The sequence below is a fragment of the Acidihalobacter prosperus genome (assembly GCF_000754095.2).
In the GTDB taxonomy this organism is placed as follows: Bacteria; Pseudomonadota; Gammaproteobacteria; order DSM-5130; family Acidihalobacteraceae; genus Acidihalobacter; species Acidihalobacter prosperus.
On the sequence record NZ_JQSG02000002.1, the window covers coordinates 292503 to 306941 of the forward strand.

General features: G+C 61.6%; 25 protein-coding genes. 1 reads left to right on the forward strand and 24 read right to left on the reverse strand.

Annotation, left to right across the window (positions count from 1 at the left end; genetic code table 11):
* Positions 1-70 precede the first annotated feature (70 nt).
* Positions 71-2923 carry an excinuclease ABC subunit UvrA gene (uvrA, locus tag THPRO_RS05350; RefSeq protein ID WP_065089321.1) on the forward strand — a complete coding sequence of 951 codons (2853 nt, stop codon included), beginning with the start codon at positions 71-73 and terminating at the stop codon, positions 2921-2923.
* A 34-nt stretch (positions 2924-2957) separates the two neighbouring features.
* Here uvrA and THPRO_RS05355 read toward each other — a convergent pair whose 3' ends face one another.
* From THPRO_RS05355 to rpsS, 24 genes are all read right to left on the reverse strand, one after another.
* Positions 2958-3695, reverse strand: a complete 738-nt coding sequence (locus THPRO_RS05355; protein ID WP_236717254.1) for an SAM hydrolase/SAM-dependent halogenase family protein — start codon at positions 3693-3695, stop codon at positions 2958-2960.
* A gap of 79 nt (positions 3696-3774) precedes the next feature.
* A complete protein-coding gene (gene rplQ, locus THPRO_RS05360) occupies positions 3775-4140 on the reverse strand; it encodes a 50S ribosomal protein L17 (RefSeq protein WP_038089355.1) in 366 nt (121 codons plus the stop codon).
* A 16-nt stretch (positions 4141-4156) separates the two neighbouring features.
* Complete coding sequence (locus THPRO_RS05365) at positions 4157-5149, reverse strand: DNA-directed RNA polymerase subunit alpha (protein WP_065089322.1); 993 nt, start codon at positions 5147-5149, stop codon at positions 4157-4159.
* Between the two features lie 39 nt (positions 5150-5188).
* Entirely contained in the window at positions 5189-5809 is a 621-nt protein-coding gene (rpsD, locus tag THPRO_RS05370) for a 30S ribosomal protein S4 (protein ID WP_038089352.1), read from the reverse strand.
* 17 nt (positions 5810-5826) lie between these two features.
* Entirely contained in the window at positions 5827-6219 is a 393-nt protein-coding gene (gene rpsK / locus THPRO_RS05375; RefSeq protein ID WP_038089349.1) for a 30S ribosomal protein S11, read from the reverse strand.
* Between the two features lie 27 nt (positions 6220-6246).
* Complete coding sequence (rpsM, locus tag THPRO_RS05380) at positions 6247-6603, reverse strand: 30S ribosomal protein S13 (protein ID WP_038089345.1); 357 nt, start codon at positions 6601-6603, stop codon at positions 6247-6249.
* A 72-nt stretch (positions 6604-6675) separates the two neighbouring features.
* Positions 6676-6789 (reverse strand): 50S ribosomal protein L36, encoded by a 114-nt coding sequence (gene rpmJ, locus THPRO_RS16235; RefSeq protein ID WP_082954460.1) that lies wholly within the window; start codon positions 6787-6789, stop codon positions 6676-6678.
* Between the two features lie 22 nt (positions 6790-6811).
* On the reverse strand, positions 6812-8167 hold the full coding sequence (gene secY, locus THPRO_RS05385; RefSeq protein WP_038089344.1) for a preprotein translocase subunit SecY: 1356 nt from the start codon (positions 8165-8167) through the stop codon (positions 6812-6814).
* Positions 8167-8601 carry a 50S ribosomal protein L15 gene (rplO, locus tag THPRO_RS05390; RefSeq protein WP_065089323.1) on the reverse strand — a complete coding sequence of 145 codons (435 nt, stop codon included), beginning with the start codon at positions 8599-8601 and terminating at the stop codon, positions 8167-8169. Before rplO ends, secY begins: the two co-directional genes overlap by 1 nt.
* A gap of 1 nt (position 8602) precedes the next feature.
* Positions 8603-8794 (reverse strand): 50S ribosomal protein L30, encoded by a 192-nt coding sequence (rpmD, locus tag THPRO_RS05395; protein WP_038089753.1) that lies wholly within the window; start codon positions 8792-8794, stop codon positions 8603-8605.
* 5 nt (positions 8795-8799) lie between these two features.
* A complete protein-coding gene (rpsE, locus tag THPRO_RS05400; RefSeq protein WP_038089341.1) occupies positions 8800-9309 on the reverse strand; it encodes a 30S ribosomal protein S5 in 510 nt (169 codons plus the stop codon).
* Between the two features lie 11 nt (positions 9310-9320).
* Complete coding sequence (gene rplR / locus THPRO_RS05405; RefSeq protein WP_038089339.1) at positions 9321-9674, reverse strand: 50S ribosomal protein L18; 354 nt, start codon at positions 9672-9674, stop codon at positions 9321-9323.
* Between the two features lie 9 nt (positions 9675-9683).
* Positions 9684-10217, reverse strand: coding sequence for a 50S ribosomal protein L6 (gene rplF, locus THPRO_RS05410; RefSeq protein ID WP_038089336.1), 534 nt, complete (start codon positions 10215-10217; stop codon positions 9684-9686).
* A gap of 12 nt (positions 10218-10229) precedes the next feature.
* On the reverse strand, positions 10230-10628 hold the full coding sequence (gene rpsH / locus THPRO_RS05415) for a 30S ribosomal protein S8 (protein WP_038089334.1): 399 nt from the start codon (positions 10626-10628) through the stop codon (positions 10230-10232).
* Between the two features lie 15 nt (positions 10629-10643).
* On the reverse strand, positions 10644-10949 hold the full coding sequence (rpsN, locus tag THPRO_RS05420) for a 30S ribosomal protein S14 (RefSeq protein WP_038089332.1): 306 nt from the start codon (positions 10947-10949) through the stop codon (positions 10644-10646).
* 13 nt (positions 10950-10962) lie between these two features.
* On the reverse strand, positions 10963-11502 hold the full coding sequence (gene rplE / locus THPRO_RS05425) for a 50S ribosomal protein L5 (RefSeq protein WP_038089329.1): 540 nt from the start codon (positions 11500-11502) through the stop codon (positions 10963-10965).
* Between the two features lie 10 nt (positions 11503-11512).
* Positions 11513-11830 (reverse strand): 50S ribosomal protein L24, encoded by a 318-nt coding sequence (rplX, locus tag THPRO_RS05430; RefSeq protein WP_038089327.1) that lies wholly within the window; start codon positions 11828-11830, stop codon positions 11513-11515.
* A 15-nt stretch (positions 11831-11845) separates the two neighbouring features.
* Entirely contained in the window at positions 11846-12214 is a 369-nt protein-coding gene (gene rplN / locus THPRO_RS05435; protein ID WP_038089325.1) for a 50S ribosomal protein L14, read from the reverse strand.
* Between the two features lie 24 nt (positions 12215-12238).
* Positions 12239-12502, reverse strand: a complete 264-nt coding sequence (gene rpsQ, locus THPRO_RS05440) for a 30S ribosomal protein S17 (protein WP_038089322.1) — start codon at positions 12500-12502, stop codon at positions 12239-12241.
* Complete coding sequence (gene rpmC / locus THPRO_RS05445) at positions 12499-12702, reverse strand: 50S ribosomal protein L29 (protein ID WP_038089319.1); 204 nt, start codon at positions 12700-12702, stop codon at positions 12499-12501. The genes rpsQ and rpmC overlap by 4 nt, the downstream gene beginning before the upstream one ends.
* Positions 12702-13115, reverse strand: coding sequence for a 50S ribosomal protein L16 (gene rplP, locus THPRO_RS05450; RefSeq protein ID WP_065089324.1), 414 nt, complete (start codon positions 13113-13115; stop codon positions 12702-12704). Before rplP ends, rpmC begins: the two co-directional genes overlap by 1 nt.
* 10 nt (positions 13116-13125) lie before the next feature.
* Entirely contained in the window at positions 13126-13803 is a 678-nt protein-coding gene (gene rpsC / locus THPRO_RS05455; protein WP_038089313.1) for a 30S ribosomal protein S3, read from the reverse strand.
* On the reverse strand, positions 13803-14147 hold the full coding sequence (rplV, locus tag THPRO_RS05460) for a 50S ribosomal protein L22 (RefSeq protein ID WP_038089311.1): 345 nt from the start codon (positions 14145-14147) through the stop codon (positions 13803-13805). The genes rpsC and rplV overlap by 1 nt, the downstream gene beginning before the upstream one ends.
* A gap of 11 nt (positions 14148-14158) precedes the next feature.
* Positions 14159-14431: a 30S ribosomal protein S19 gene (gene rpsS, locus THPRO_RS05465; protein ID WP_038089308.1), complete on the reverse strand. Its 273-nt coding sequence runs from the start codon at positions 14429-14431 to the stop codon at positions 14159-14161.
* Positions 14432-14439 lie beyond the last annotated feature (8 nt).

The window sequence follows — 14439 nt, forward strand, 5'->3', positions numbered from 1 at the left end:
TATCCCCCGGACTGGCAGCCCTGGTGATCGGGGCTTAAGATAACCGGCTGAATCGCGCCTTGGTAGACTCATGGACCTGATCCGCATCCGCGGTGCCCGCACCCACAATCTCAAGAACATCGATCTTGACCTGCCGCGCGAGCGACTGGTGGTGATCACCGGGCTTTCGGGTTCCGGCAAGTCTTCGCTCGCCTTCGACACGCTGTTCGCGGAAGGGCAGCGGCGCTATGTGGAGTCCCTGTCGGCCTATGCGCGCCAGTTCCTGTCGGTGATGGAAAAGCCCGACGTGGACTATATCGAAGGACTGTCGCCGGCCATTTCCATCGAGCAGAAGACCACCTCTCACAATCCGCGCTCGACGGTCGGCACCATCACCGAGATCTACGACTACCTGCGCCTGCTGTATGCGCGCGCCGGCACGCCGTACTGCCCGGACCACGCATTGCCGCTGGAAGCGCAGACCGTGAGCCAGATGGTCGATCAGGTGCTTGCCCTGCCGGAAGGCACTCGCATCATGCTGTTGGCGCCGCTGGTATCCGGACGCAAGGGCGAACACGCGCAAGTGATCGACGGGCTGCGCGGCCAGGGTTTCATCCGCGCCCGCATCGACGGCGAGGTCTACGAGGTCGACAGCGCCCCGACGCTGGACCCCAAGCGCAAGCACAGCATCGAGGCGGTGATCGACCGCCTGCGGGTACGTCCGGACATCGCCCTACGCCTGGCGGAATCCTTCGAGACCGCACTGCGCCTGGGCGAAGGCATCGCGCGCATCGCCTTCATGGACGACGCCAAGGCGGAGGAACCGGTCTTTTCCTCGCGCTATGCCTGCCCGCAATGCGGCTATTCGCTCGCCGAACTGGAACCCCGCCTGTTCTCGTTCAACAACCCCTTCGGCGCCTGCACCACCTGCGACGGCCTGGGCGTGCAAACCTTCTTCGACCCCGAGCGCGTGATCATCGATCCCGAGCTGAGCCTCGCCGGCGGCGCGATCCGCGGCTGGGACCGGCGCAACGAACATTACTATCGGCTGATCGGCGCACTCGCGGCGCATTACGACTTCGATCCCGAAATGCCCTGGAACGAACTCCCCGCCAAGGTGAGGCGGGTCGTGCTCGAGGGCAGCGGTCGCGAGTCGATCACGATCACCGAGCGCGATGCGCGCGGCAAGGCGGTCACGCGCAGTCATCCGTTCGAGGGCATTCTGCCGAACATGGCCCGACGCTATCGCGAAACCGAATCGAGCGCGGTGCGCGAGGAACTCGGACGCTACCTTTCGGCCCGCCAGTGCGCCGACTGCGGCGGCAGCCGGCTGAACCGCGCGGCGCGACACGTGTTCGTGGGCGAGCGCACGCTGCCGGAGCTGACCCAGGTCCCCATCGAGCAGGCCCTGGCCTTTTTCTCGCAGCTCGACCTGCCCGGCCGCCGCGGCCAGATCGCCGGCAAGATCGTCAAGGAAATCGTGGCGCGCCTGAGTTTCCTGGTGAACGTCGGCCTGGACTACCTCACCCTTGAGCGCAGCGCGGACACCCTGTCCGGTGGCGAGGCGCAGCGCATCCGCCTTGCCAGCCAGATCGGCGCCGGCCTGGTCGGGGTGATGTACGTCCTCGACGAACCCTCCATCGGACTGCACCAGCGCGACAACCAGCGCCTACTGGACACCCTGGCGCGACTGCGCGATCTCGGCAACAGCGTGATCGTGGTCGAGCACGACGAGGATGCGATCCGCGCGGCCGATCACGTGGTCGATATCGGTCCGGGCGCCGGCCTGCACGGCGGACGCGTCATCGCCGAGGGCACACCGGAGGCCGTGGCCGCCAATCCGGCCTCGCTCACCGGCCAGTATCTTTCGGGTCAGCGCAGCGTGGCGGTGCCGACGCAGAGGCACGTGCCGTCCGATGACGCCTGGCTGACGCTGCGCGGCGCCAGCGGCAACAACCTCAAGGGCGTCGACATGGCCCTGCCACTGGGACTGCTGACCTGCGTGACCGGCGTGTCCGGCTCCGGCAAGTCGACACTTGTCAACGACACCCTATACCGCCTGCTGGCGAAGCATTTTTACGGCGCCAGTGACGAGCCGGCCGCGTTCGAGGACGTCGAGGGGCTGGAACACCTGGACAAGGTCGTCGCCATCGACCAGAGCCCCATAGGCCGCACGCCGCGCTCGAACCCCGCCACCTACACCGGCCTGTTCACGCCGATACGGGAACTGTTTGCCGGCACGCCCGAGGCACGGTCGCGCGGCTATACGCCGGGGCGTTTCAGCTTCAACGTGCGCGGCGGGCGCTGCGAAGCGTGTCAGGGCGAGGGCTTCACCAAGGTCGAAATGGTGTTCCTTGCGGACATCTACGTACCCTGCGACGTGTGCAAGGGGCAGCGCTACAACCGCGAAACCCTCGGCGTGCCCTACAAGGGCAAGAACATCCATGAAGTGCTGGAAATGACGGTGGAGGACGCGCTTGCGTTCTTCGCGCCGGTACCGGCCATCCACCGCAAGCTGCAGACGCTGATGGACGTCGGCCTCTCGTACATCACGCTGGGACAGAGCGCGACCACGCTCTCCGGCGGCGAGGCGCAGCGCGTCAAGCTGGCCAAGGAGCTGTCCAAGCGCGCCACCGGGCGCACCCTCTACATTCTGGACGAGCCGACCACGGGACTGCATTTCCACGATGTCGATCAGTTGCTGGGCGTGCTTCATCAGCTCCGCGACCAGGGCAACACCGTGGTCGTGATCGAGCACAATCTCGATGTCATCAAAACGGCCGACTGGGTGATCGATCTAGGCCCGGAAGGTGGCGAGGGCGGAGGGCAGATCATTGCCGCCGGCACGCCGGAAGCCATCGCGGCGACACCCGGCTCCTATACCGGGCACTTTCTCAAACCGCTACTGGCGCGGGCGGGACGCAAGCTGCGCAAGCGCGCCTGACCCGCGCCCCTAACGCGCGCATGGCCCCCGGCGTTCAGACGGAAACCGCCACCACCGTGCCAATCTGCAGACCGAGCACGTCGGCGGCGCGCGCGCGGTTGGCGGCCACTTCGGCCAAGCCGTTGGCATTGACGTACCAGAAGGGCTCGCCCTCGGCGACCGCTGAGAAGGTGTTCGCCCAGCGCAGGCACCGGCCATTAACCGACAGCACGCTACCGGGGCTCAGTGTGTGGCCCGGCAATCCGGTCACACCATTGCCGTAGCGATCGATATAGACAAACTCGGGGCACGTATCCGGCAGACCATGGCCGCCGGAGGGCGGCAGGCGGCGCCCGGGAGGCGACGGACGCCACTGCCCCGCCGCCAGCCGTGCAGCGCATGGGGCGAACCAGTCGCGCCCGTGAAAGCTGGCAGCAATGGGCGACTCTGGCGGCGGCAGGCTCCACCAGTCGCAAGCATGCGCGCGCATCGCCACGATCTCGAACAACCCATTATCCGGACCGACGTACCACACGCCGTCGGCAAGCAGCGCAACGCCGGCGCGCTCGCTGCCCACGCCCGGATCAATCACGCCCAGGACGATATCGCCGGACGGCAGCCCGTGTGCATAGGCGTGCAGCAGGTAAGCCGAATGGAACGGGTCGAAGGCCGGCGCATCCGCCATGAGGTTGACCACGGGTATCTGTGGCGCCGAGCGCAGCAATACCGCCTGCATCTGACCCAGATAGGGACCCGCCACACCAAAGTCGGTGAACAGATGGATCACATGCATCGCTCTCATGACGCGCGAAGGCCGGGACAAGCCCGGCCTTCGCTCATTTCAGACGGTTAGCTGCCAACGCAGCATCCGGCTACTCCTCGGGCCGGTCGACCAGTTCGACCAGCGCCATCGGCGCATTGTCACCCGCGCGGTAGCCGCACTTGAGAATGCGCAGATAGCCGCCGGGACGGGTTTTGTAACGCGGACCCAGCTCCGAAAACAATTTGCCGACGATTTCCTTGTCGCGCAGGCGGCTGAAGGCCAGGCGGCGGCGATGCACGCTGTCTTCCTTCGCAAGCGTGATCAGGGGCTCGGCCGTCCGGCGCAATTCCTTTGCCTTGGGCAGGGTCGTCTTGATCACTTCATGACGCATCAGGGATACCGCAAGGCTCTGCAGCGTAGCCTTGCGATGTGACGAGTTGCGGCTCAGTTGTCTGCCAATATTGCGATGACGCATGACTCAATTCCTACGCTTAGGCCGAGGCCTTCTGATCTTTGAGACCGGCCGGCGGCCAGTTATCCAGTTTCATACCGAGCGAAAGCCCGTGCTGCGCCAGAACGTCCTTGATTTCGGTCAGGGATTTCTTGCCCAGGTTCGGGGTCTTGAGCAGTTCAACCTCGGTCTTCTGGATCAGGTCACCGATGAAGAAAATATTTTCCGCCTTCAGGCAGTTCGCCGAACGAACGGTCAGCTCCAGCTCGTCCACCGAACGGCGCAGGATCGGATCGATCTCGGCCTTGGCGGCGGGCGCCTCGCTCTGCTCTTCGCCCTGCATGTCGACGAAGACCTCCAGCTGGCTGCGCAGGATCCCCGCAGCATGACGGATCACCTCTTCGGCATCCACGGTGCCATTGGTTTCGAGTTCGATCACCAGACGGTCAAGGTCGGTGCGCTGTTCGACGCGCGCACGCTCGACCGAGTAGGCCACGCGGCGGATCGGACTGAAACTGGCATCCAGCAGCAGACGGCCGATCGCATGATCTTCCGCGTCGCTGTTGCGGCGCGTTGCGGCAGGCTGATAACCGCGACCGCGGGCGACCTTCAAGGTCATGTTGACTTCGCCTTCCTTGGTCAGGTGGGCGATGACATGGTCGGGGTTGAGTATCTCGACATCGTGACCCAGCGCGATATCGGCGGCGGTGATCACGCCCGGCCCCTTCTTGCGCAGGGTCAGGACGGCCTCGTCCTGAGCATGCATGCGCACGGCGAGCCCCTTGAGATTGAGCAGGATCTCAACAACGTCTTCCTGCACGCCTTCAATCGCGGTGTACTCGTGGAGCACGCCGTCGATTTCAGCCTCGATAACGGCGCAACCGGGAATCGAGGACAGCAGGATGCGTCGCAGCGCGTTCCCGAGCGTGTGACCGAAACCGCGCTCGAGCGGCTCGAGGGCCACCTTTGCGTGATTCGGTGAAAATGCCTGTACGTCGATATGACGCGGCTTGAGCAATTCGGTTGCCTGCATCTGTAAACCTCTTTCGATCGACGGGCTGAAACGCGGCGATTACTTGGAGTAAAGCTCGACGACGAGCGACTCGTTGATGTCCGCGGGCAGATCACTGCGCTCCGGGGCGCTCTTGAAGACGCCTTCCATTTTTTTCGCGTCGACTTCCATCCATTCCGGTATGCCGAACTGTTCGGCGAGGGTCAGCGCATCCTGGATACGCGACTGCTTGCGCGCACGCTCGCGAATCGCAACGACGTCGTTGCTCGACACCTGGAAAGAGGGAATATTGACGACCTCGCCATTGACCGTGATCGCGCGGTGGCTGACGAGCTGACGCGCCTCTGCTCGCGTCACCGCGAAGCCCATCCGGTACACGACGTTATCAAGACGCGACTCAAGCATCTTGAGCAGATTTTCGCCGGTCGAGCCCTTCTGGTTGGCCGCCTTCTTGAAATAGTTGCGGAACTGGCGCTCGAGGACGCCATAGATACGGCGCAACTTCTGCTTTTCGCGCAACTGGGTGCCGTAATCGGATACGCGGGTACGGCGATCGCCGTGCTGCCCCGGAATCTTTTCCAGCTTGCACTTGGACTCGAGACCACGCGCCCGGCTCTTCAGGAAGAGATCGGTGCCCTCGCGGCGGCTGAGCTTGCACTTCGGACCTATATAACGTGCCATCGATGACTACCCCAAACTTAAACGCGACGGCGCTTCGGCGGCCGGCAACCATTGTGCGGAATCGGCGTCACATCACTGATGCTGGTGATCTTGAAGCCGGCGTTGTTGAGCGCGCGGACGGCCGATTCACGGCCAGGCCCAGGCCCTTTCACGCGCACTTCAAGATTCTTCATGCCGTATTCGAGCGCCACGTTACCGGCACGTTCAGCTGCCACCTGGGCCGCAAACGGCGTGCTCTTGCGCGAACCACGGAAACCGGAGCCGCCCGAAGTGGCCCAGCACAGAGCGTTGCCCTGGCGGTCGGTGATGGTCACGATGGTGTTGTTGAAAGAAGCGTTGATATGCGCCACACCATCCGTGACAACACGCTTCGTTTTTTTGCGCGTACGCGCGACCGTAGGCTTAGCCATATGACTTACTAACGTCCGTTCTGTCGTTTACTTGCGAATTGCCTTGCGGGGGCCCTTGCGCGTGCGCGCATTCGTGCGCGTGCGCTGACCGCGCACGGGCAAGCCGCGACGGTGACGCAGGCCACGGTAGGAACCCATGTCCATCAGGCGCTTGATCTGCATACTGACTTCACGACGGAGGTCACCCTCGACGACGTACTGACCGACCGCCTGACGAATGGACTCCAGCTCGGCCTCGGTCAGATCCTTGATCTTCGTCTCCGGGCGGATGCCGGTCGCCTCACAAATCGCCTGGGCGCGATGACGTCCGACGCCGTAGATTGCCGTCAAGGCGATCACCGCGTGCTTCTGATCAGGTATGTTGACACCTGCTACACGTGCCATTCAGAAACTCTCCCTAACCCTGGCGGAAAAGCCGAGCATCATACCCGCTATCCCAACCAGATACAATGTTTGTCAGCCCTGGCGCTGCTTATGCCGGGGTTCGGTGCAGATCACGCGGACCACGCCATTGCGACGGATAATCTTGCAATGACGGCATATCTTCTTAACCGATGCTCGAACCTTCATCTCACTTTCCTCACCAGAGGGATCAGCGGCCGCTGCCGCTTCGCCCGTAAGCTTTCATATTCGCTTTTTTCATCAGGCCATCGTACTGATGCGACATCATGTGTGCCTGGACCTGGGCCATGAAGTCCATGATCACCACTACGATGATCAGCAACGACGTGCCGCCAAAATAAAACGGCACATTCCAGTACAGAATCAGAAACTCGGGCAGCAGACACACGAGCGTGATATAGATCGCGCCGACGCCGGTCAGGCGTGTCATCACGCCGTCGATATATCGTGCGGTCTGATCGCCCGGCCGGATCCCAGGAACAAGAGCGCCGGCCTTCTTCAGGTTGTCCGCGGTCTCGCGCGAGTTGAAAACCAGCGCGGTGTAAAAGAACGCGAAAAAGATGATTGCAGCCGCGTACAAAAGCACGTACAGGGGCTGCCCGGGCGATAGCGCCGTCGAAAGACCCTGTAGCCACTGCATCCCGTCCGTACGCCCAAACCACTGTCCCAACGTCGCCGGAAACAGGATGATGCTCGAGGCGAAGATCGGCGGTATCACACCGGCCATGTTCAACTTGAGCGGCAGGTGACTCGACTGCGCCGCATAGATTTTGCGGCCGACTTGCCGCTTGGCGTAGTTGACCGTGATTCTGCGCTGTCCGCGCTCGACAAAAACCACGAAGGCCGTCACCACGATCGCCAGTGCGCCGAGCATGATGATCGTCGCCGAGGACAGTTCACCCGTGCTCGCGAGTTCAAGCGTGCCGCCAACGGCTTGCGGCAGTCCAGCCACGATGCCCGCGAATATGATCATCGAGATCCCGTTGCCGAGGCCGCGCTCGGTAATCTGCTCGCCCAGCCACATCAAGAACATCGTGCCGGTCACCAGCGTCACGGTAGCGGTGAGAATGAAGCCGACGCCGGGGTGGATCGCGACCGACATGCCGTTGACCTGCTGGCCCTCCAGCGCCACCGAAACGCCGACCGCCTGGAACGTGGCCAGGGCGACGGTGGCATAACGCGTGTACTGGGTAATCTTGCGCTGGCCCGCCTGCCCTTCCTTCTTCAGCTGCTCGAGACTCGGGATAACCGAAGTCAGCAGCTGGATGATGATCGAGGCCGAAATATACGGCATGACTCCGAGCGCGAGCACGCTCAACCGTTGCAGCGCGCCACCCGAGAACATGTTGAACATGCCCAGGATCGACCCGCTGTGTTCGGTGAAGAACCTCGCCATCGCGACCGGGTTGATACCAGGCACCGGAATGAAGGTGCCGATGCGGTAAACCACCAGCGCAAGAACCAGGAAAATGAGGCGCTTGCGCAGCTCGGCAAATCGCCCGAGCCCTGCCAAACCACCTGCAGTGCCAGTGCTCGGGAGCGCCATCAGTCTTCGACCTTTCCGCCTGCCTGTTCGATCGCCGCGCGCGCGCCGGCGGTCACCGCCAGGCCACGAACGGTTACGGCCTTGTCGATTTTGCCGGAAGCGATCACTTTGGCCTTGAGCGTGCGCGGCGAAACGAGATCCGCAGCGATCAGAGCCGCCAGATCGATCACCTCGGCATTGACCTTGGCGAGTTCATGCAGCCGGATCTCGTCGACCCGAGCGGACTTGCGCGAGTTGAAGCCGATCTTGGGCAGGCGGCGCTGCAGCGGCATCTGGCCGCCTTCGAAACCGACCTTGCGATAGCCGCCAGAGCGGGAGTGCTGACCCTTGTGGCCTCGACCGGCCGTCTTGCCGAGTCCCGAACCGATACCACGGCCGACACGAACGCGCGACGGGCGGCTGCCTGCTGCGGGCTTGAGCGAATTAAGCTTCATTTCAGGCCTCCTCTACCCGTAACAGGTAGTGAATCTTGTTGACCATGCCGCGGTTTTCAGGCGTATCGATGACTTCCACGGTATGGTGCATACGGCGCAGGCCGAGACCGCGCGCACAGGCCTGGTGAGCCTTGATGCGCCCGCTGAGGCTGCGAACCAGCGTTACCTTGATGCGTTTGGTGTCGGCAGTCATGTCGTTCAACCCTTGATCTCTTCGATGCTTTTGCCACGCTTGGCCGCAATTTCTTCAGGCGAATTCATGTTCAGCAGACCGTTAAGCGTCGCACGGACCACATTCACCGGATTACGCGTGCCGATGCACTTGGCAAGGATGTTGCGCACCCCGGCCACTTCGAAAACTGCGCGCATGGCACCGCCTGCGATCACGCCGGTACCATCGGAAGCCGGCTGCATGAACACCTGCGCCGCACCGTGGCGACCGGTGGAGGCGTAGTGCAGGGTGCCCTCGCTGAGAGGCACGCGGACCATGTTCTTGCGCGCCTTTTCAAGCGATTTCTGGATCGCGGCCGGCACCTCACGTGCCTTGCCATAGCCCATGCCTACACGGCCATTGCCGTCACCCACCACCGTCAGCGCGGTAAAGCCGAACTGCCGGCCACCCTTGACGACTTTCGCCACACGATTGACCGTGACCAGCTTTTCCTGCAGGCCGTCGCTGTTCGTCGAGCTCTCAATATTCGTTGCCATTAGCCGCCTTCCTAGAAGTCAAGTCCATTCTCACGGGCCGCTTCCGCAAGCGCCTTGACGCGCCCGTGATAACGGAATCCGGAGCGGTCGAAGGCTACCGTCTTGATGCCTTTTTCGGCCGCGCGCTCGGCGACAAGTCGGCCCACTGTTTTGGCGGCCTCGATGTTGCCGGTGTATTTCTCGCTGCCCTTGACAGCCGTCTCGACGGTCGAGGCGGTCGCGATGACCTCCGAGCCGTTCGGGGCGATGATCTGGGCATAGATGTGGCGCGGCGTGCGATGAATGCACAGCCGGGTCACACCGAGTTCCTTGATTTTCGAGCGGGCGCGCTTGGCGCGACGCAGACGAGACTCTTTCTTTTGCATGGTATCGACCTACTTCTTCTTGGCTTCCTTGCGGATAATCTGCTCGTCCGAATATTTCACGCCCTTACCCTTGTAGGGCTCGGGCGGACGGTACGCGCGGATCTCCGCAGCCACTTGACCGACCTTTTGACGGTCGGCACCCTTGACCACGATCTCGGTCTGACTCGGTGTTTCGATCGTTATCCCATCCGGTATCGGATACTCCACCGGATGTGAAAAACCCAGCGTCAGGTTCAGGGACTTGCCCTGCGCCTGGGCGCGATAACCCACGCCGACCAGTTCGAGTTTTTTCTCGTAACCCTGGCTGACGCCGGTAATCAGGTTCTGCGTGAGCGCACGCATGGTTCCGACCATCGCGAGCTCGTCAGTGGTGCCGTCGGCACGCGCCAGATGCAGTGCACCAGCCTCTTCACGCGCGACGACGTCCACGTGCAGATTATGCACACCCTCACCCTTCGGGCCCTTGGCCTTGATGGTTCGGCCGTCGATGTTCACCTGGACGCCACCAGGGATCACGACCGGCTTGTTCGCAACTCTCGACATGGTTCGGTCCCGTTATGCCACTACACAAATCACTTCGCCGCCACATCCAGCCTGTCGTGCGGCGCGGTCGCTCATCACCCCCTTGGAGGTGGAAACGATCGCAACACCCAGACCATTGAGCACGCGGGGAAGCTCGTCTTTTTCACGGTAGATGCGCAGACCGGGGCGGCTCACGCGATCAATACGCTCGATCACGCCCTTGCCCTGGTAGTAACGCAACGTCACGACCAGCTGCGGCTTGCTCGTATCGGCGGCCGTCACCTCGAAGCCGTCGATGTAACCTTCGTCCTTGAGCACCTGGGCAATGGCCAGCTTGGTCTTGGACGAAGGCATCGCCACCTGCTGCTTGCGTGCCTGCTGGCCGTTGCGGATACGCGTAAACATGTCCGCGATTGGATCGGTCATACTCATTCTTGGGATCCTCGTTTACCAGCTCGACATCTTGAGACCAGGCACATCACCACGCATCGCGGCTTCGCGAAGCTTGTTGCGCCCGAGACCGAATTTGCGATACACGCCGTGGGGACGTCCCGTTACGCGGCAGCGGCTCTGCTGACGCACAGCACTGGAATCACGGGGCAGCTTTTGCAGCGATACCACAGCGGCACGCTTTTCCTCATGACTGGCTTCGGGATTCGCTATCACCGCCTTGAGGGCTTCGCGCTTCTTCGCATAGCGCTTGGCCAGGGCTTCGCGCTTGCGTTCGCGTTCGATCATCGATGTCTTTGCCATAACGTTTTCTGCCTCAGGTCCTGAACGGAAAGTTGAAGGCTTCCAGCAAGGCGCGAGCCTCATCATCCGTCTTCGCGCTGGTGGTGATTACGATGTCCATGCCACGCAGTGCATCAATTTTGTCGTAATCGATTTCCGGAAAAATAATCTGTTCCTTGATACCCATGCTGTAATTGCCGCGGCCATCAAAAGAGCGCGGATTGACGCCACGGAAATCTCGAACGCGCGGCAGCGCGATCGTGATCAGGCGATCAAGGAATTCGTACATACGTTCCCGACGCAGGGTCAGCTTGGCACCGATCGGCCAGCCGTCGCGAATCTTGAAGCCTGCGACCGACTTGCGCGCCAACGTCTGCACGCCTTTCTGACCAGCGATCAGGGCCAGATCGCCCAGCGCGTGATCGACAATCTTCTTGTCGGACACGGCCTCACCCAGACCCATGTTCAGGGTGATTTTTTCGATCCGCGGCACCTGCATCACGCTCTTGTAGTTAAAGCGCTCCATCAAGGCCGGGACGACCTTTTCCTGATAATGATCTTTCAACCTGGGCATTGCCATATACCTACGCGTCGACAACTTCATTGTTCGACTTGAAGAAACGGACCTTGCGGCCGTCATCAAGCGTCCTGTAACCGATCCGGTCGCCCTTGCCCGTCGCCGGGTTGAAGAGCATCACGTTGGAAGCATCGATCGCCGCTTCACGCTCGATGATGCCGCCCTGAGCACCGGTCTGCGGGTTTCCGCGCTGATGCTTCTTGATCATGTTCACGTTCTGCACGAGCAGCTTGCCGTTCGGCAGGACGTGCATGACCGTACCGCGCCGACCCTTGTCCTTACCCGTGACGACCATCACGTCGTCACCTTTGCGAATTCTTTGCATGTCACCGACCTCGGATCAGAGCACTTCAGGTGCGAGTGAAATGATCTTCATAAAACGCTCCGAACGGAGCTCGCGCGTGACCGGCCCGAAGATACGGGTGCCGATCGGCTGGTGCTGGTTATTGAGCAGCACCGCCGCATTCTTGTCGAAACGGATCTTCGATCCGTCTGGACGGCGGACGCCATGCGCGGTGCGAACGACAACGGCGTTGTATACGTCGCCCTTCTTCACCTTGCCGCGCGGAATCGCATCCTTGACGCTGACCTTGATCACGTCGCCAATACCCGCGTAGCGCCGATGGGAACCGCCGAGCACCTTGATGCACTGCACCTTGCGTGCGCCGCTGTTGTCTGCGACTTCCAAAACTGTTTGCATCTGAATCATGAGCTAAATTCCCAGTCCGTAGCCTTATTCGGGCGAACGCTCCACGATCTCGACCAGCATCCAGCTCTTGGTCCGCGAGATCGGACGGCATTCCTGAATCCGAACCGTGTCACCGGTGCGGCCGCTGTTCTGCTCGTCATGCACGTGCAGCTTCGTGGAACGACGGATGTACTTGCCGTACACCGGGTGCTTGACCATGCGCTCGATCTGCACGGTCAGGGTCTTATCCATCTTGTCGCTCAGAACGCGACCGACCACCGCACGCTTAACCTTCGCTGCTTCGTTCATGCCGTCTTACCCGCTTTGTCCATTTCGTTCAGCACAGTCTTGACCCGTGCGATGTCCTTGCGCACCTGATCGAACTGATGTGGCTTGGCCAGCTGGCCAGTTCCACGCTGCATGCGCAGATTGAACTGTGCGCGACGCAGCTCGGTCAGTTCGGCATTCAGCTCGTCGACGCTCTTTTCACGCAATTCGGTTGCCTTCATCACATCACCGTCCTGGTCACGACCGTGGTCTTGATCGGCAGCTTCGCAGCGGCAAGACGGAAAGCCTCGCGCGCCACTTCTTCGGAAACGCCTTCCATCTCGTAAAGCACTCGGCCGGGCAAAATCTTCGCCACCCAGTACTCGACATTGCCCTTACCGCTGCCCATACGCACTTCAAGCGGCTTCTTGGTGACCGGCACATCCGGGAACACACGAATCCATATCTTGCCGCCGCGCTTGATATGCCGGGTCATGGCACGACGCGCCGCCTCAATCTGGCGTGCGGTAATGCGGCCGCGATCCAAGGCTTTCAGGCCGTATTCACCAAAGCTGACCTTGTCGCCGACGGTGGCCAGTCCGCTGTTGCGGCCCTTGAATTGCTTACGAAACTTGGTTCTTTTAGGCTGCAGCATGCCCTACTCCTCAACTCGCCGCCTGACGCGATTCGGTGCGCTCGACGCCAGGACCGAAAACGTCACCCTTGTACACCCACACCTTGATGCCGATCACACCATAGGTCGTATGCGCTTCGGCGAAGCCGTAGTCTATGTCGGCGCGCAGCGTATGCAGCGGCACGCGGCCTTCGCGATACATTTCCGAGCGCGCGATCTCGGCGCCATTCAGACGTCCGCCGACATTGACCTTGACGCCCATCGCACCCAGGCGCATGGCATTACTGACCGCACGGCGCATGGCGCGGCGGAACATGATTCGCCGTTCCAGCTGCTGGGCGATACCTTCCGCCACCAGCTGCGCATCGATTTCCGGCTTGCGCACTTCCTCGATATTGATCTTGACGCTGTTGACCTCAAGGCCCATCTTGCCGGCCACTTCGCGGCGCAGGCCTTCGATGTCTTCGCCCTTCTTGCCGATCACGATGCCGGGCCGCGCGGTATGGATGGTCACAACGGCGGCGCGCGCGGGACGCTCGATCTGGATACGGCTGACCGAAGCATGCGCCAGCTTCTTTTTGATGAAGTTGCGCACGTCGAGATCGTTGTTCAGGAGGTCCGCATAATGACGCCCCTGCGCATACCACTTCGAGGTCCAGTCGCTGGAGATGCCCAGGCGGAAGCCTACCGGATGTACTTTCTGACCCATTAGTTGTTCCTCGCGCGGTCGCCGACCATCACTGTGATGTGGCTGGTGCGTTTGAGAATACGATTACCGCGACCCTTGGCACGCGCATGCATGCGCTTGAGCGTCGGACCCTCGTCGATGAAAACGCGGCTGACCTTGAGTTCGTCAACGTCCGCACCCTCATTATGCTCGGCGTTGGCAATAGCCGACTCGAGCACTTTGCGAATCATCGCGGAAGCCTTTTTCTGGCTGAAGGTCAGTAGCTGCAGGGCCTTCTCGACCGGCATGCCACGAACCTGATCGGCAACCAGGCGGGCCTTCTGGGGCGAAATCCGAGCAAACTTCAATTTAGCTGCGACTTCCATCTGAAACCTCTTTACTTGGCCTTTTTATTGGCCACGTGTCCCTTGAAGGTGCGCGTAGCGGCAAACTCGCCCAGCTTGTGGCCCACCATGTTTTCGCTGACGAGCACCGGCACGTGCTGACGGCCGTTATGCACCGCGATCGTCAGGCCGACCATCTGGGGCAGAATCATCGACCGACGCGACCAAGTCTTGATAGGGCGACGCGAGTTCGCCGCAACCGCCTCATCCACCTTCTTGATCAGGTGGTGATCCACAAAGGGACCCTTTTTGATTGAACGTGGCACTGGCTACC